The organism is Frondihabitans sp. 4ASC-45 (assembly GCF_049472575.1).
In the GTDB taxonomy this organism is placed as follows: domain Bacteria; phylum Actinomycetota; class Actinomycetes; order Actinomycetales; family Microbacteriaceae; genus Frondihabitans.
Genome location: NZ_JBCEBN010000001.1, coordinates 309,325 through 326,419, shown reverse-complemented (window position 1 = coordinate 326,419; position 17,095 = coordinate 309,325). Strand labels below are relative to the sequence as shown.

The following is a 17,095-nucleotide window of genomic DNA, read 5'->3' as shown; positions in this document are numbered from 1 at the left end:
GGGACGAGCGGCGGGGCCGCGGCAGACCAGGATCCTGCACTCCGCCGCTCACTCCAGAAGTGCCCGGGCGGTGCTCTCGTCGACGATCAGGTCGGTCACGAGGCCGGCCGCGAGAGCGCCGCGGATGCCCGGCACCTTCGAGGTGCCGGCGACCACGCAGACGCGACGCGGCGCCCGCCGGATGGTCGCGAAGTCGGGCCCGGAGGCGCGCTTGTTGAGGGTGATGTCGCTAGATGAGCCGTCTTCGCGGAAGAACACCGTCGCGACGTCACCGACCACCCCGTCACGGCGGAGGCTCGCATGGTCGCTCTCTTCGAGGTAGCCGCCCGAGTAGACGTGGCTCGGCACGAGTGCGTCGGGTGCACCGATGCCGAAGACGACGACGTCCATGGAGTCCTGAAACGCGAGCACGCGTTTGGTGCTCCGCTCGCGCCAGAGCGCCTGCTTCGTGTCGGGGTCGTCGAAGAATGCCGGCACCGGAAACTGCTGGACCTGAGCGCCGAACGCGTCGCCGAATCGGCGCAGGATCTCGCTGGCGTAGACGATGCCGGTCGTGCGGGTGTTCGCGGCGCCGTTGAGTTGGACGATCATCGATCCGTGAGTGGCCTTAGGCACGAGATAGCGGCTGATCGCGCTGACGGTGGAGCCCCAGGCGAGGCCGATCACCATGTTCGAGTCGACGAACGGGGTGAGAATTCGTGCAGCCGAGAGAGCGACCCGGTCAAGGCGATCGACGTCGGTCGTCTGGTCGGGAATGGGTACGACGTGTGCCACCACGTTGAACCGCCGGTGGAGCTGATCGCTGACGAGGGTCGCCTGGTCGAGGGGCGACTTGATCTGGATGTCGACGAGTCCGGTTTCGCGGGCATAGCTCAGGAGTCGGGAGACGGACGAACGAGAAGTGCCCAGCTCGCGGGCGATCGCCTCCATCGTGAGATCTTGCAGGTAGTAGAGGTGGGAGGCGCGCAGGGCGTCCTGCGTCTTGTCCGCTTGGTGCGGTGCGTTCGACATGGTTCGGGCCTCTCTATGCACGTATGTGCACAGGGGTTGACCGCCTGCTCACACGAGTTAAGTATGGAGGAGTCGGCGATCGATGCACCATTCCGATTGATCGCGATCCGACACCACGACGAGTAGCACCGACGCCACGGCGCCGAAGCTCTCATAGCAGCGAAAGTGACAAGCCAGTGACGAAGTCGAAGAAGACAGACGACATCCGCGCCAACGTGTCCCGGATCAAGGAGCGCCCCACGGCGCAGGTCCTGATTATCGGTGGAGGCATCAACGGAATCGCGACGTTCCGCGACTTGGCGCTGCAGGGCGTCGACGTCGTGCTCGTCGAGCGCAACGACTACGGCTCCGGGGCTTCGGCTGCGTCGAGCCACATGATCCACGGTGGTATCCGCTACCTCGAGAACGGTGAGTTCCGTCTCGTGCGTGAGTCGGTCGAGGAGCGCAACGGCCTCCTGAAGATCGCGCCCCATTACGTCAAGCCGCTTCAGACCACGATGCCGATCTTCTCGACGTTCTCCGGCCTGATGAACGCCCCGCTGCGCATGCTCACGCACAAGCAGCGCTCCACCAAGGAGCGCGGCGCCGTGCTGATCAAGGTCGGCATGACCCTGTACGACTCCTTCTCGCGCGACGGTGGCACTGTTCCCCGTCACAAGTTCCTGACGAAGTCGGCCGCGCTCCGCGACATGCCTGCTCTGAACAAGAACCTCAAGTACACCGGCACCTACTACGACGCGTCGGTCCACGAGCCCGAGCGTCTCGCCCTCGACGTCCTGAAAGACGGAATCGCCGCGGGCAACCGCGGTGCCGCCGGCTCCAAGGCCCGCAGCGCGAACTACCTCGAGGCGGTCGGTGCTCAGGATGGCGGCGTGCTCGTTCGCGACGTCGTCACCGGCGACGAGTTCACGATCACCGCACCCGTGGTCATCAACGCCTCCGGCCCCTGGACCGACCTCACCAACAAGGTCTTCGGCGCCGAGTCGCAGTTCATGGGCGGCACCAAGGGCTCGCACATCGTCGTCGACCACCCCGCTCTGCTCAAGGCCACGAATGGTCGCGAGCTGTTCTTCGAGAACAACGACGGCCGCATCGTTCTGATCTACCCGCTCAAGGGCCGCGTCCTGATCGGTACCACCGACCTCGAAGCCGACATGAACGAGCCGGCGATCTGCACCGAGGAGGAGGTCGACTACTTCTTCGACCTCGTCAAGCACGTGTTCCCGACCATCTCGATCACGCGCGACGACATCGTCTACCGCTACTCGGGCGTGCGTCCGCTTCCGAAGCACGACGACCTCGCCGCCGGATTCGTCTCCCGCGACTACCGCATCGTCGAGACCGAGGTCGCGTCGCTTCCCAAGACGAAGGTGCTCTCGCTCGTCGGCGGTAAGTGGACCACCTTCCGTGCCCTCTCCGCGCACCTCTCGACCGAGGCCACCACGCGCCTCGGCGTCGGACGCACGGTCGACACGACCGGCATGGCGATCGGCGGTGGCAAGGGCTTCCCGACGCTGCCCGGCGACCGCGCCCGCTGGATCACCGACCACCAGGGCGGCCTCGACCGCGACCAGGTCGACCGCCTCCTGACGCGCTACGGCACCCGTGCCGAAGACGTCATCGAGACGCTCCTCGACCAGCCGTCCGAGCCGCTCGCCTCCGACAACCAGTTCACGGCTGCCGAGATCGCCTACTTCGCCGAGAACGAAGACGCCGTGCACCTCATCGACGTCGTCCTTCGCCGCACCAACCTCGCCTTCGTCGGCGGTGTCACGATCGAGCTCCTCTCCGAGCTCGCCGGGATCCTGCAGACGTCGCTCGGCTGGTCCGACGATGCTCGCGACGCCGAGATCGAAGACACGCTCGAGATCCTGCGCACCTTCCACGGTGTCGAGGTCGCGTCGCAGCACGTTCCCGCTGGTGCTGGGGCAAGCGCAGGTGCTGGTGCTCCGGCACCCGCTGCCGCGCCCGAGTCCGCTGAGAGCCCGGTCACGTCGGCCGCGTCCGGGTCGCCCCAGGCGTAGCCCGTAACGCACCACTGCCCTGCCGCTCGAGCTTCCTGCTCGGGCGGCGGGGCTTTTGCGTGCGCGGTTTTCAGGCATGTGGGTGCGCCGCGTGCGTGGAGGTGGCGCGGCGCCGCCGCGTGGGGACTGCATGCCTGAGTTGCGTGCATGGGGGTGGGGGAGCGGGGCGTGCAGGATCCTGCGCTGGTCACGCTGGCGACCATGGCCTCGGCCACGTGCACGTTTCAGGCATTCAGGCCCGGCCGTGCGTGGGTGCCGCCTGCTGCCGTGTCGCCGCGCTTCGTTTCCTGTTGTGCGAGCGGGGTCGCGCAGGATCCTGCACGCCTCACCCGCGCCACCATGCTCCTGGCCACGTGCACATTTCAGGCATTCAGGCCCGGCCACGCGTGGGTGCCGCCAGTTGCCGCGTCGCCGCGCCTCGTTTCCTGTTCTGCGCACATCGCACGCTCACGCAGAAGAAGCGCGCACGTTTCAAGTTTTCAGGCCCGGCCGTGCGTGGGTGCCGCCTGCTGCGATGTCGCCGCGCTTCGTTTCCTGTTGTGTGCGCGGGGTACCGCAGGATCCTGCGCTGGTCACGCTGGCGACCAGGGTTCCGGCTGCGAGCACGTTTCAGGTATTCAGGCCCGGCCGTGCTTGGGTGCCGCCTGTTGCCGCGTCGCTGCGCCTCGTTTCCTGTTGTGCGAGCGGGGTATCGCAGGATCCCGCGCTCGTCACCCGCGCGACCAAGGTCCCGGCCGCGTGAATGTTTCAGGTATGCGGGCCTGGCCGTGCGTGGGCGACGCCTGCTGCCGCCTGGCCGCGCCTCGTTTCCTGTTCTGCGCACACCTCACGCACGCTCGCGCCCGCACACCCGCGCCCACCCGCCCGCCCGCCACGCACGCACAACCGCACGCCCCCCACCCGCACGCACAAAAAGGGCCCCCCGTCACCGGCGGAGAGCCCCTTGGGTGCTGGCGCGGAGGCTAGTGCGCCGCCACCGGAACGTCGTCGTGCGACAGAGTGCCCGCGGCCGCGATCTGGGCCTGGCGCACGGAGTGCTTCTGCAGCACGGTGCCGCCGATGATCGCGATGATCACGAACACGCCGGTCGAGACCCAGAACGACAGGTGGTAGCCGGAGAGCACGGCGTTGGCCTGGTCGATTTTCGAGGTGCCGTTGGCGTTGAGGTAACGGGTGACCGCACCAGCGCTGAGCGTGGAGAGCAACGCGGTGCCGATCGAGCCGCCGATCTGCTGCATCGTGTTGACCGTCGCCGAGGCCACGCCGGCGTCTTCGCGGCCGACGCCTGAGGTCGCTGTGTTCATGGCCGACGAGAAGATGAGGCCCATGCCAAGACCCATGACGATCAGACCCGGCAGCACCGTGCTGGCGTAGCTCGTGTCCAGACCGATGCGGCTGAGTAGAGCGAGGCCCGCAGCGCCCAGCAGACCGCCGACGAAGATGAGCAGACGCGGCCCGACTCGCGGCAGCAGGCGGCTGCCGAAGACGGTGGCGCTGAGCATGATCGAGAGCGGCATCGGCAGGAAGGCGACGCCGGTCTTCAGCGACGAGAAGCCGAGGGTGAGCTCGAGGTAGTAGGTCAGGAAGAGGAACACGGCGAACATGCCGATTCCGGCCAGGCCGATGACGAGGTACGAGCCGCCGCGGTCGCGGTTCAGGATGACGCGGAGGGGCAGCAGCGGGTGCTTGACACGCGACTGGATCAGAACGAACGCGGCCAGGAGGACGACGCCGCCGGCGAGGCAGATGATCGTGATCGGGTCGCTCCACGAGTTCGTCTCGGCGTTCGAGAAGCCGTAGACGATTCCGACGAGGCCGAGGGTCACGGTGATGACACCGGGCACGTCGACGTAGTGCTTCTGGTCGGTCGTGCCGCGCTTCTTCAGGAACGCGACGGCGCCCACGAGTGCGACCGCGGCGAAGATGACGTTGACGAAGAGGCAGAACCGCCATGAGGTGTACTCGGTGAGCACGCCGCCGAGGAGCAGACCGACTGCCGCCCCAGAACCGGCGATGGCGCCGAAGATGGCGAACGCCTTGGCGCGCTCCTTCGGGTTGGAGAACGTCGTGGTCATGATGCCGAGGGCCGACGGCGCCAGCAGCGCACCGAAGACGCCCTGCAGCGCCCGGGCTGCGACGAGCCAGCCGAACGACTCGGCTGCGCCACCGAGCACGGAGGCGACGGCGAAGCCGATGAGGCCGATGATGAAGGTCGTCTTGCGGCCGAAGATGTCGGAGAGGCGGCCACCGAGGAGCAGGAGACTGCCAAAGGCCAGCGAGTACGCGGTCACGACCCATTGGCGGTTGTCGTTGGTGAACCCGAGGGCGCTCTGCGCGGAGGGCAGGGCTATGTTCACGATGGTGGCGTCGAGCACCACCATGAGCTGGGCCAGCCCGACGACGGTCAGGATCAGCCACTTATGGTCGCGGACGGCGCCACCCGGAGTGCGCGTCGTGGCGACGGACCCCGTAGGCGTAGATGTGGTGGTGGTCATGGCTGTCCTGACGATCGAGACGGGAGGAGGTGGGCGTTCGTCATTGGACGCGGTGTGCTGAGGTCAGCCTAAAAAGAGCCACCGACACTGGGGATGCAATCGTGCACCCACTGCAATTATTCCCGCCCCAACGACTATTCGCCAGGAATCTCGGATGAATTCTTGCGGGCAGGCCTCGAGCGACGCGACGATGCGAGTTCTGCCAGGTCGACGTCGAGCAGCTCTTTCAGCCGAGCCTCGCGCTGAGCGCCATAGGCGGTATCGGGCACGACGACCGCGTTCACGTGACTCATGATGGCCCCGCCGACGTCGTTCCAGGCGCGGTCGCGAGCCGACATCACGATCTCGGCGATGAGGGCGTCGTCGTGAGAGCGCTCCTCGAGGCGGGCTGCGATGGTCGTGTAGATCGTCTCGCGTGCGGCGAGGGCCGAGTTGTCGTCGGCGCGGTAGTCGAACTGGTGCCGCGAGCGACCCTTCGATTTCAGGGCCTTCGTGCGCGCATCGACCATTCGGGTCGCAAGGTCGCGCTGCTCGGCGGCGAGACGGCGGAGCTCGTCACCCACGGCCTCCGCGGTGTCGTCGCGGTCGAACGACTTCTGCTCGCGAAGCGCCCGAATGATGATCCGGTTGGCGACGCCGATCGTCGCCGCCGACTTTGCGATCAGCAGGCCGTCGCTGACGGCCCCCTCGACCTCTTTGGGGTCGACGGTTTCCGCCGCGAGTGCGGCACGCTTCGACTTGGAAATCACCACCCTTCGAACCTAGTGCCCACCGCCGACGATCGCCGGGTGAAGCGGTGGCACTTGTGGAACGGTGACTGGCAGTCCTCCGTCTTCGCGTGGGATCCTCGGCTCTCTAGCCTGAGGTCATGCCGATCGTTCCCGACACCAAGAACTGGACCTGGGTGCTCGACGAGCCCTGCACCGACTGCGGATTCGATGCCGCGACGGTCGCCTTCGCCGACGTTCCGGGCCTCGTGCGCCGCAATGCTGCAGCGTGGGCCCCGCCGCTGGCCTCACCCGACGCGGCACTCCGACCGGACGGCAGCACCTGGTCGCCCCTCGAATACGCGGCCCACGTGCGCGACGTGTTCCGTATCTTCGACGAACGCCTCGCTCTCATGCTGACCGAAGACGGCCCGACCTTCGCGAACTGGGACCAAGACGCGACGGCCGTCGCCGACGACTACGGAGCGCAGGATCTGACGGTGGTCGCGAGCGAACTGGCTGCGGCCGCAGAGGCGGTCGCCCGGTCGTTCGACACGGTGCCCGCCGGATCGCTCGGCCGCACCGGCTTCCGCTCCGACGGCAGTGCATTCACCGTCGAGAGCCTGGCTACCTACTTCGTGCACGACCCGATCCACCACCTGCACGACGTCGTCGGCTGACGGGGCGTTCAGGAGTCGAAGCGGGCCTCACGCTCACCGCTGAGGGCGGCGTCGACGCGCTCCACCATGTCGGGCGACATCTCAGGAAGGGCGTCGGCCGGGAACCATCGAGCCTCGGTGTTCTCGCCATCGGCAGGAAACGGCTCACCCGACACGTACTCGAAGAGGAACGTGTGGTCGATGTACTGGGCTCGGTCGCCGTTGGCATAGACGATTTCGTCAGTCACGCCGAGCCGAGAGAAGCGCACGGGCACCGCCACGACATCGGCCTCTTCTTTGACTTCGCGTGCGGCGGCGACCGCCGGCTGCTCGCCCGGGTCGATGATGCCGGTTACTGGGGTCCAGGCGCCCGTGTCGGCCCGCCGCACCATGAGCACATCGCGACGCTCTCCTGAATTACGGACGACGACCGCGGTGACGCCCGAGATCCAGAGGGGGACGGTGCCGATCTTCTCGCGGAGGGCAAGGACGAAGTCGGGGATGGCCATTCGTCGAGGCTAGCAATCGCTCCGGGGGAGCCGACCCCGCGAACTGGGGGCGTGAAGCCCCGGAAGGGGGACTGCCCGTGGTCGGCCGAGGCGGGGAACATCGATATGGGCCCGACGGGCGGGCCAGGGGAGTACCACAAGTGACCATCGTCAATCCTGCAGGAGCCGACGCGCTCCGCGAGATCGAGCTGCCGTTCACCCGCATCAAAGCGGGCGACGGCCGCGGGACGCCAATGCGCCGTTATTCCGTGCTCGACTCCACGCTTCTGATCGCGGCCGCGCAGTCCATCGTGATCGCGGCACTCCTGCCTCTCGAGGGAACGGCCAAGATCGCCGCCATCCTCGCCGGTGTCGCCTTCACGGTCATCGCCGCGATCATCAGTCGCCGTCGCAGCATCCACAGCCGCACCGTCCGCGCGGAGCGAGCGGCGATCATCCGCTGGCTCGCCATCTACAGCCCTCTCGATCATCGGAGCAGGCTGGCCCTCGCCTGGTCGGAGCCGCAGGAGATCGGCGATCGGCAGTACGAATTCCGTTCTCTCAACGAGGGTGGCCGTACGCTCTCGCTGATCATCGACCTCGACATTCAGGTCGCATCGCTCGCCACTCTCTGATCGGATCTGTCGCTCCCGGCGCCTGTGGAAGATCGTCCCGAGGAAATTGAGTGCGCGCCTAGAATCGAGGCGTCCCCAGTACCGACGACGGAACGAGACCCGAGCATGACCGGCATCTACGACGACATCACCCAGGCGTTCGGCAACACCCCTCTCGTGCGCATCAACAAGCTGGGCGAAGCGGGCGGCCCCGAGATCCTCGGCAAGCTCGAGTTCTACAACCCCGGCGGCAGCGTCAAGGATCGCCTCGGCGTCGCGATCGTCGACGCGGCCGAAGCCTCCGGCGACCTGAAGCCCGGCGGCACGATCGTCGAGGGGTCGAGCGGCAACACCGGCATCGCGCTCGCTCTCGTCGGGGCCGCGCGCGGTTACCGCGTCGTCGTGACGATGCCCGAGACGATGAGCGTTGAGCGACGAGTGCTCATGCGCGCCTACGGTGCCGAGATCGTGCTGACACCCGGCGGCGAGGGCATGCGCGGTGCTCACGACCGTGCCGAGCAGATCGTGGCCGAGACTCCGGGCGCCATTCTCGCCCACCAGTTCGAAACCGTTGCCAACGCCGAGATCCACCGCACCACGACCGCACAGGAGATCCTGCGCGACACCGACGGCCGGGTCGACGTCTTCATCGCCGGCGTCGGCACGGGCGGCACCATCACGGGTGTCGGTCAGGTGCTGAAAGAAAAGGTGCCGGGCGTCCGCATCGTCGCGGTCGAGCCGGCCGATTCGCCGCTCCTCTCGCAGGGCAAGGCCGGGCCGCACAAGATCGCGGGCATCGGTGCCAACTTCGTTCCCGAGGTGCTCGACACATCCGTGTACGACGAGGTCTTCCCCGTCGAGCTCGACGACGCGCTTCGTGTCGCCCGCGACCTGGCCACCCAGGAAGGCATCCTGAGCGGCATCTCGTCGGGCGCGATCATGCACGCGGCCCTCGAGATCGCCAAGCGCCCCGACATGGCCGGCAAGCGGATCGTCGCCATCGTCTGCGACACCGGCGAGCGGTACCTCTCGACAGTGTTGTTCAGCGACCTCTCGGATTAGGGCGGTGCGTCTGGTCGCGCGGCTGCGCGACGATGTCGCGGCGGTTCGGCGGGGTGATCCCGCCGCCCGCGGCTCGTTCGAGATCGTGCTGCTCTATTCCGGCCTTCATGCGGTCTGGGCCTATCGAGTTACGAGCAGGTTGTGGCGCGTCCGACCCTTCGTCGGCGCGCGGTTTGTCGCGCGCCTGCTGTCGCAGCTGACTCGCTCGCTGACCGGCATCGAGATCCACCCCGGCGCCCGGATCGGCGACCGGCTCTTCATCGACCACGGCATGGGCGTCGTGATCGGCGAGACAGCCGTCGTCGGCCACGACGTGCTGCTCTATCACGGCGTGACCCTCGGGGGCCGGGGCACCGGCACCGCCTCGCGACGGCACCCGACGCTGGGTGACCGGGTGATCGTGGGCGCGGGGGCGGCCGTGCTGGGGGCGATCAGCGTCGGCGCCGACGCCCGCGTGGGTGCGGGTGCCGTGGTCACACACGATGTGGCGGCTGGCGCCACCGTCGTGGGAGTGCCCGCGCGTCCGCTCTAGCGGGGGAGTGCCTGCGCGTCCGCTCTGGCGGGGGAGTGCCCGCTCTAGCGGCACGGTCCGGTCAACAAGAGACACTCAGCAAATCGTTATCAGGCTCTCCATAGGTGAGAAAGAGTTCACTGGCCTGATGGCGACGACGACCCCGATCAAGCCGGTCACCGCTCCAACCCGTCCGGCGAGAGACATTTCGAAGCACGACAAGGCCCCCGCGAAGGGTGGACGAGTGCTGCCCCTGGATGGGCTGCGCGCGCTCGCCATCCTCGGCGTCGTTCTCTACCACCTGCACGTTCCGGGCATGAAGGGCGGCTTTGTCGGCGTCAACGTGTTCTTCGTGCTCTCGGGCTACCTGATCACGTCGCTGCTGCTGGAAGAGCACCGTCGGGAGGCCACGATTCGGTTGGGTCGATTCTGGGTGCGCCGGATCCTTCGGCTCTATCCGTCGCTCGTGGCCGTCGTGGTCGTGGCAGCAGCCCTGTGGTTCCTGGTGGGCGATTACGGCTACTCCGACGTCGGCGCCGGAAGCGGTGCGTTGATCGCTCTCACGTATACCGGTAACTTCATGCGCGCGTTCGCCCACGTGTCGCAGGGCGTCTTCGCGCCCGGCTGGAGCCTGGCGATGGAGGAGCAGTTCTATCTGATCTGGCCCCCGATCCTGCTTCTGCTGCTCTCGAAGGGGCTGCGTCGCAAAGTAATCGCCTGGATCGGCGCCGCTGCCGTCATCGCCTCCTGCGTCTTCTCGGCTGTTCTTTACGACACGCCCTCGGGCATCGCGACTCCCGACATCTACTTCAGCCCGGTGTCGAACGTCGCTCCGCTCATGATGGGCTGCGTTCTCGCCCTCGCCCTGACACACGAACGGGCACGCACGTTCTTCGCGGGCTGGTTCGGAGCCGTGGCCAGCTGGGTCGGATTCCTAGGCGTGGTCACGATCGCCGCGATGATGAACGACGGTTTGCCCGGCGAAGGCTGGCAGCAGACCGCGACGACCTTCGGTTTCACCCTGCCTCTGGTCGGCCTCGCGTCGGCCCTGCTGATTGGCGGAATGGTGTCGCGGCGTTCCCCGCTGTCGATCGCCCTGTCGTGGAAGCCCATGGCCTGGTTCGGCCGGAACGTGTCGTATTCGCTCTACCTCTGGCACATGGTCGTCATCGCCCTGGTCGAGCCCTACGTCCACGGCCTCTGGGGCAAGTTCGCCCTGGTCGTGGCGGCCAGCCTTGTCGCCATCGGCAGCCACTTCGCCGTCGAGAAGCCGTTCTTGAGGATCAAGAAGCGCTTCGAGCCCGCGTCCTGGTCGCAGCCGGTCAAGCGCGAGGCCGTTACGGCCGACGCGTAACCGTCTTGGGCTCGGAACGCTCGAGTTGCCTCGGCTCCCCAGGCGGCGAGTAAGGACGCCCTGGGCGTAACCCTGTGGAGAACGCCTCGACAAATCAGACGAGTGTGGAATCGTTGTTTTCGTGACGACAAGCACCGCATTCGACATCAGCGCGAAACGACTCGATTTTCCCGGCCTCCAGCACGAAGTGAACGGGTTCCCTCTGGCGTACCTCGATACCGGCGCGACCGCTCAGCGGCCGACGTGGGTGCTCGACGCTGAAAGGCGTTTTCTCGAGACGACCAACGCTGCCGTTCACCGCGGCGCGCACACGCTGGCGGGGCTCGCAACCGAGGCCTACGAAGAGGCTCGTGAGACCGTCGCCCGCTTCGTTGGTGCGGCGTCGTCCGACGAGATCGTCTGGACTTCCAATGCCACTGATGCGCTCAACCTGGTCGCGCACGGGTTCGAGGCGGCGACCGACGGGCGGGGAGGATCCCCCGCGAAGCGTTTCGCCCTCTCGCCCGGCGATGAGATCGTGGTGACCGAAGCGGAGCATCACGCCAATCTCGTTCCGTGGCAAGAGCTCGCGGCCCGGACGGGCGCGGTGTTCCGCTATGTGCCCGTGGCCGATGACGGCACGTGGAGTCTCGACGACGCGCGCTCCGTGATCGGGGCTCGCACCCGGATCCTTGCCTTCGCGCACATCTCGAACGTCACCGGCTACGTCGCCCCGGTCGAAGAGCTCGTCGAGCTGGCCCACGGCGTCGGGGCCCTCGTCGTGCTCGACGCGTGCCAATCCGCGCCGCACCGACCTCTCGACCTGGCGCGGTTGGGTGTCGACTTCGCGGCGTTCTCCGCCCACAAGATGCTCGGCCCCACAGGCATTGGCGTGCTCTGGGGCCGAAAAGAGCTGCTCGACGCGTTGCCCCCGTTCCGCACCGGAGGGTCGATGATCTCGACCGTGACGATGGAGTCGACGACGTTCCTACCCGCCCCGCAGCGGTTCGAAGCAGGTACGCAGCCGGTGTCGCAGGCCGTCGCCTTCGCCGAAGCGATTCGCTACCTCGAGGCCGTCGGTCTGGGGGCCATCGAAGCCCACGAGGAGCGCCTCGCGGAGCGTCTCGTCTCCGGCCTCACTGCCCTACCGGGCATTCGCGTCGTCGGCCCGGCGGCCGGGGTACCGCGCTCCGGTCTGGCGAGCTTCGACGTCGCCGGCGTGCACGCGCACGATGTCGGCCAGTACCTCGACGCGCAGGGCATCGCCGTGCGTGTGGGGCACCACTGCGCGCAACCACTCCACCGTCGCCTCGGGCTGACCGCGACGACCCGCGCCTCGACCTACCTCTATACGACCGACGACGAGATCGATCGACTGCTCGCCGGCGTCGCCGAGGTCCGCGGCTACTTCGGGGTGGCCTGATGGCTGACGCACTCGCGGGGCTCTATCAGCAGGTGATCCTCGACCACTCCAAGGCGCGGACGGGCGAAGGCGAACTGCCCGGTGCCGACGCGGAACACTTCGAACGGAACCCGACCTGCGGCGACGAGATCACGGTTCGCGTGGTCATGGAAGCGGGCACCGACACAATCCGCTCACTCGCCTGGGAGGGCGACGGCTGCAGCATCTCTATGGCCTCCGCCTCGGTGCTGGCGGGGATGGCGCCCGGGCTGACCCTGGCCGAGCTCGCCGAACGAACAGAGGCCTTCCGCGGCATGATGCGCTCGAAAGGCGTGGGCGAGCCCGACGAAGATCTTCTGGGCGACGCGGTCGCCCTTCAGGGGGTGTCGAAGTTCGTCATGCGGGTGAAGTGCGCGATGCTCTCGTGGGTCGCGGCGGAGGCGTGTGCGACGCAGCTCGGGGCGCGGGTGGCGCCGAGCTAGCGGGCGCTGAGTCGCCCGGCGTCGAGCTAGTCGCCGCCGAGCTGAGAGACGCCCAGCGGAATCCGCGACGTGCCCCGGCGCGACGGAGAGTCCGCATGACGTCTCGGCGCGCGAGGGTTCGCACGTCCGACGACCCCAGGACGGGGGTGTGTCGCACGTCACAGCAGCACGCACCCGTCGCTTACGCTGAGAATCCGACCCACGTCTCCGTTGGAGTGCCATGGCTCAGATTCAGCACGGGCGGCTCCGCGAGAGCCACCCGGTCGCCTCCGCGTTCCGATTCGTGGGGCTCGCGGTTGCGGTCGCGCTCGTCTCCTCGGCGTGCGTGGCGGCGTACGCCGCACACGATGTCGTCGCGACCGCCGCTCCTCCGGTGCACATCCCCCACCTTCCCGGCCGCACGGCAGAGCCTCTGCCCAAGGCACCCGCCGGTCAGACGGTCGGCGAGGTGAACATGCTCCTGGTCGGAACCGACACGCGCTCGAAGCAGGGGGCCGAGTACTCCGATTCCGCTAACCAGAGCGCCAGCACCGGCTCCGGCAACAACGACGTCAACATCCTCCTTCACATCTCGAAGAACCACGATTCGATCTCCGTCGTGAGTTTTCCGCGAGACCTTGAGATCCCCATCCCGTCCTGCCCCACGGCGTCGGGCGGATCCTCGTATTCCAGTAGCAAGTCCATGCTCAACACGGCGCTCAGCCGCGGGGGAGACGATCGCAACGGCCTCGCCTGCGCCGTCCTGACCGTCGAACAGCTCACCGGCCTCGACATCCCCTACGCGGCCAGCGTCACATTCGACGGTACCAGCGCCATCTCGTCGGCGATCGGCGGGGTGACCGTCTGCCTGGCGACCCCGATCGTCGACTACAACGTCACGCCGCCCCTCGATCTCAAAGCGGGCGAGCGCACGCTCGTCGGCAGCGAAGCGCTTTCGTTCCTGAGAAGCAGGAAAGGCGTGGGCGACGGAAGCGACCTGGGGCGCATCAGCAACCAGCAGGTGTTCATGTCGTCGCTGGCCCGCGAGCTCACCAGCTCGACGACGCTGACCAACCCGTTCAAGCTCTATTCGATCGCGTCGGCGGCGGCCAAGAACATGCTGCTCTCCGACACGTTGAACGTAAAGACCCTCCTCGGCATCGTGCAGGCGGTGCAGAAGGTCGGACTCGACAACATGGTGTTCGTTCAGTACCCAGTGGGTCAAGATCCTGACAACATCAACCGGGTGGTGCCCAACGTCTACGCCGCAGAGCAGCTGAACACGGCGCTGCAGTCCGATCAGCCCATCCGCTTGAGCGGAACCACCGGCGACGCGGCGGAGGTCGACACGAGCCCGTCGGCGACGTCGACACCGAAAGCGACAGCGACAGCGACGCCAGCGCCAACTGCCACGGGCGGTGCCGCACCGACTCCCACCGCCACCAAATCCACGAGACCAGGATCCGCCCCCGCCCCCGCGGTCACCCTCCCACCGTCGGTCTCCGGTCAGACGGCAGCCCAGAAGACCTGCTCCAAGAAGGGGCAGTACTAGTCGGCTGCGGCTCGCAACTCCACCACCTGGTCGATCAGTGCATCGGCTACCTCGCGCTTCGACCCGCTGGCCTCGGCCTTGATCGACCCGTCGGGTGTCAGCATCAGGATGGCGTTGTCGTCGGTGCCGAATCCCGCCGCCCAGCCGACGGCGTTGACCACGAGCAGATCGGCCTTTTTGCGAGCGGCTTTGGTGCGGCCGAGCTCCAGCAGGGACTCCCGGTCGGGGGCGGTCTCGGCCGCGAACCCCACGATCAGCTGCCCGGGCCGTCGGTTCGCCGCGAGCCCCGCCAGGATGTCGGGGTTGCGCACGAGCTGAAGCGTCAGATCGTCGCCGTGGTCGTCTTTCTTGATCTTCGACTCCGAGACGGTGGCCGGGCGGTAGTCGGCCACGGCAGCCGCCATGACGATCAGATCCGAGACCTCCGCGATGCTCTCGACGGCGAGAGCCATCTCGGACGCGGTGGTGACGGCAACCGTGTCGAGGCCGGTGGTATCGACATCAGGATCCAGGTGGGCGGCCACGAGAGTCACCTCGGCGCCGCGATCGGCTGCGGCTCGTGCGAGCGCCACGCCCTGCTTCCCACTCGAGCGGTTGCCCAAGAACCGCACCGGATCGAGGGGCTCCCGAGTGCCCCCGGCGGAGACGACCACCCGCACTCCCTCCAGATCGCGAGCGCGTGGTTCGTCCTGAGGAGTGGCCGCGCTCTCCTGAGGAGTGGCCGTGCTGTCCTGAAAAGCGGCCAGCGCGGTTGCGACGATGGCCTCGGGCTCGCTCATTCGCCCTTCTCCGGCATCGACGCCGGTCAGGGCCCCCGACTCCGGCCCGACGAAGGTCACGCCGCGAGAGCGCAGCGTGGCGACGTTGGCGCGCGTCGCCGCGTTCGACCACATCTCGGTGTGCATGGCCGGAGCCACGACAAGCGGTGCACGCGACGCCAGAATCGTCGTGCCGAGGAGATCGTCGGCCAGGCCGGCGGCCAGCTTGGCGAGCGTGTTGGCGGTCGCCGGAGCGACGATGACGAGATCGGCCTCCTGCCCGAGCGCCACATGCCGCACCGCCGCGACATCGTCGTAGAGCGACACCGTCACGGGGTTGCGGCTCAGCGCCTCGAGCGTGGGGAGGCCGACGAAACGCAGCGCGGCCTCGGTCGGAACGATGTGCACGTCGTGCCCGGCCTTCACGAGCAACCGGGCGACGCCGACCGCCTTGTACGCGGCGATACCGCCGGTGAGCCCTACGACGATGTTCAGGCGGTCGCCCACGATGGTCCTTCCGTTGCTGGCTGGGAGTGCCGGGGCACTCGCCTCTATCCTGGCCGAGTGTGCACCGTCATCATCGGATTCGACCCGACCGCCGACTGGCCGGTCGTGCTTCTCGGCCTCCGCGACGAGGCCGTCAACCGCCCGTGGGACGCCCCGGGAGCATGGTGGCCGGAGCTCGGCGATGGCGTCCGCGGCGTGCACGACCGCGAAGCGGGCGGGGCGTGGTTGGCGACGAACGCCGAGCCAGCGCGGGCGGCCGTGGTGCTCAACCGACACGAGGTGGTCGCCGAGCCGGCAGACGGCTACATCTCGCGCGGCGCGCTGCCGCTCGACTCGGTGACGGGCTCGCTCGGTGAGCCGTCGGATCCTCGGTTCCGGTCGTACAACCTGGTCGAGCTGACGCCCGAAACGGTGCGGTTCACGCGATGGGACGGCCGCGCCGTGACGTCGACGGAGCTGCCCCCGGGCGTGCACATGATCACGCACGAGGGGCCGGACGTCGCCTCGGTTCCGCGCGAGTTGCGCTGGCTGCCGGAGTTCCAGGCGGCGGCGCGACCGACGGGTGTGCTCGATTCAGGATCCTGGCAACCGTGGCTCGGGGTCCTCGCCGACAGCTCCTCCCTCTCGACCAGCGACGACCAGGCGCTCTTCCGCTCCGACGTCATCGACGGTCACCACTACGCCTCCCTCTCCGTCTCGACCCTCGCCCTGCAGCCGAGACGCGTCGACCTGCGCCACGCGCGACTCGATCACCCCGGGCATCTGGAGGGCGGGCTCCACTGGGGCTGAGCCGTCGTCGCGTGGCGTCGCGGCTTCTATCGCTCTTGCGGCGTGCCAGGAGCGTCACAGATCGTCACGTCGTGGCGGCGTTCGCTCGAAACGCGGACCATCAGTACATGCCCATCTCCGCGCGCGGAACCGTCGTCCTCCTCGGTGGAGGCGATCCCGGCGGAGATCTCCACCATCTGGTCGATGTGCTGAAGGTCGCCGAGTTCAACGTCGAGACGATCGCCGACGTCGCTCTCGACACCCGCGCGTCGTTGCAGCGAGCGCGAGACGTCTTCGCCGATGCCTCCCGTGAGCTTCCGCGGATCCTGATCGGCTCCGGCGTCGGGGCCACAGCTGCCGCGTCGCTCGCCGCCGAGCCGTTCGTCACGGTGGAAGCGCTCGTGCTCGCCAACATCGTCACGTCGGCGTCGCGCGGAATAAGCCTTCCCCCGGGAATCGCGCTTCCCGAGGCTCGCTCCATCCGTCAGCCCACGCTCGTCTTCCACGGTGATGCCGACCCGGTGACCGACATCGCCGACGCTGCGAACTGGGCGACGCAGCTGCCACGCGGCGTGGTGCGCGTCGTGCGTGGGGGAGGTCACGGCGTGCTCGGGGGAGACTCGCGGCGATCGGTCGCGGCGTCGATCGTGCTCTTCGCCGAGAGGCAGCGCGCCGGGGAGCCCGTTCTGACCGACGGATTCGCCTGAGGGTGCGTCGCTGCGTGGTGCTGTGCGCCCGTCAGG

General features: G+C 67.9%; 16 protein-coding genes. 11 read left to right on the top strand and 5 right to left on the bottom strand.

Annotated features, from left to right (window positions below):
* Window positions 1-48: 48 nt before the first annotated feature.
* The gene (locus VH571_RS01465; protein WP_055960120.1) at window positions 49-1,011 is read right to left on the bottom strand and encodes a sugar-binding transcriptional regulator; all 963 of its coding nucleotides are present in this window, start codon (window positions 1,009-1,011) and stop codon (window positions 49-51) included.
* Window positions 1,012-1,187: 176 nt separating this feature from the next.
* Between VH571_RS01465 and VH571_RS01460 the strand changes: the two genes are divergently transcribed.
* On the top strand, window positions 1,188-3,035 hold the full coding sequence (locus tag VH571_RS01460; RefSeq protein ID WP_423262978.1) for a glycerol-3-phosphate dehydrogenase/oxidase: 1,848 nt from the start codon (window positions 1,188-1,190) through the stop codon (window positions 3,033-3,035).
* Window positions 3,036-3,997: 962 nt separating this feature from the next.
* Here the strand turns inward: VH571_RS01460 and VH571_RS01455 are convergent.
* Both VH571_RS01455 and VH571_RS01450 read right to left on the bottom strand, forming a co-directional pair.
* Window positions 3,998-5,530 (bottom strand): MFS transporter, encoded by a 1,533-nt coding sequence (locus VH571_RS01455; RefSeq protein WP_423262977.1) that lies wholly within the window; start codon window positions 5,528-5,530, stop codon window positions 3,998-4,000.
* Window positions 5,531-5,664: 134 nt separating this feature from the next.
* Complete coding sequence (locus VH571_RS01450; protein WP_423262976.1) at window positions 5,665-6,282, bottom strand: hypothetical protein; 618 nt, start codon at window positions 6,280-6,282, stop codon at window positions 5,665-5,667.
* Window positions 6,283-6,398: 116 nt separating this feature from the next.
* On the opposite strand from VH571_RS01450, the gene VH571_RS01445 reads away from it, so the two are divergent.
* On the top strand, window positions 6,399-6,917 hold the full coding sequence (locus VH571_RS01445; RefSeq protein ID WP_423262974.1) for a DinB family protein: 519 nt from the start codon (window positions 6,399-6,401) through the stop codon (window positions 6,915-6,917).
* 8 nt (window positions 6,918-6,925) lie between these two features.
* Here the strand turns inward: VH571_RS01445 and VH571_RS01440 are convergent, their stop codons facing one another.
* Window positions 6,926-7,405 carry an NUDIX hydrolase gene (locus VH571_RS01440; RefSeq protein WP_423262973.1) on the bottom strand — a complete coding sequence of 160 codons (480 nt, stop codon included), beginning with the start codon at window positions 7,403-7,405 and terminating at the stop codon, window positions 6,926-6,928.
* Between the two features lie 140 nt (window positions 7,406-7,545).
* On the opposite strand from VH571_RS01440, the gene VH571_RS01435 reads away from it, so the two are divergent.
* The 7 genes from VH571_RS01435 (at window position 7,546) to VH571_RS01405 (ending at window position 14,319) form a co-directional block, all read left to right on the top strand.
* On the top strand, window positions 7,546-8,019 hold the full coding sequence (locus VH571_RS01435; protein WP_423262972.1) for a hypothetical protein: 474 nt from the start codon (window positions 7,546-7,548) through the stop codon (window positions 8,017-8,019).
* Between the two features lie 105 nt (window positions 8,020-8,124).
* Window positions 8,125-9,060: a cysteine synthase A gene (gene cysK / locus VH571_RS01430; RefSeq protein ID WP_423262971.1), complete on the top strand. Its 936-nt coding sequence runs from the start codon at window positions 8,125-8,127 to the stop codon at window positions 9,058-9,060.
* A 4-nt stretch (window positions 9,061-9,064) separates the two neighbouring features.
* Window positions 9,065-9,592, top strand: coding sequence for a serine O-acetyltransferase (gene cysE / locus VH571_RS01425; RefSeq protein WP_157510047.1), 528 nt, complete (start codon window positions 9,065-9,067; stop codon window positions 9,590-9,592).
* 127 nt (window positions 9,593-9,719) lie between these two features.
* Window positions 9,720-10,925 carry an acyltransferase family protein gene (locus VH571_RS01420; protein ID WP_423262970.1) on the top strand — a complete coding sequence of 402 codons (1,206 nt, stop codon included), beginning with the start codon at window positions 9,720-9,722 and terminating at the stop codon, window positions 10,923-10,925.
* A gap of 121 nt (window positions 10,926-11,046) precedes the next feature.
* Entirely contained in the window at window positions 11,047-12,327 is a 1,281-nt protein-coding gene (locus VH571_RS01415) for an aminotransferase class V-fold PLP-dependent enzyme (protein WP_423262969.1), read from the top strand.
* A complete protein-coding gene (gene sufU, locus VH571_RS01410) occupies window positions 12,327-12,788 on the top strand; it encodes a Fe-S cluster assembly sulfur transfer protein SufU (RefSeq protein WP_423262968.1) in 462 nt (153 codons plus the stop codon). The genes VH571_RS01415 and sufU overlap by 1 nt, the downstream gene beginning before the upstream one ends.
* Before the next feature lie 220 nt (window positions 12,789-13,008).
* Window positions 13,009-14,319 (top strand): LCP family protein, encoded by a 1,311-nt coding sequence (locus tag VH571_RS01405; protein ID WP_423262967.1) that lies wholly within the window; start codon window positions 13,009-13,011, stop codon window positions 14,317-14,319.
* Here the strand turns inward: VH571_RS01405 and coaBC are convergent.
* On the bottom strand, window positions 14,316-15,572 hold the full coding sequence (gene coaBC, locus VH571_RS01400; RefSeq protein ID WP_423263370.1) for a bifunctional phosphopantothenoylcysteine decarboxylase/phosphopantothenate--cysteine ligase CoaBC: 1,257 nt from the start codon (window positions 15,570-15,572) through the stop codon (window positions 14,316-14,318). The genes VH571_RS01405 and coaBC overlap by 4 nt on opposite strands.
* Before the next feature lie 69 nt (window positions 15,573-15,641).
* On the opposite strand from coaBC, the gene VH571_RS01395 reads away from it, so the two are divergent.
* Both VH571_RS01395 and VH571_RS01390 read left to right on the top strand, forming a co-directional pair.
* A complete protein-coding gene (locus tag VH571_RS01395) occupies window positions 15,642-16,373 on the top strand; it encodes an NRDE family protein (RefSeq protein WP_423262966.1) in 732 nt (243 codons plus the stop codon).
* A 107-nt stretch (window positions 16,374-16,480) separates the two neighbouring features.
* Window positions 16,481-17,059, top strand: coding sequence for an alpha/beta hydrolase (locus VH571_RS01390; protein WP_423262965.1), 579 nt, complete (start codon window positions 16,481-16,483; stop codon window positions 17,057-17,059).
* Window positions 17,060-17,095: the final 36 nt, after the last annotated feature.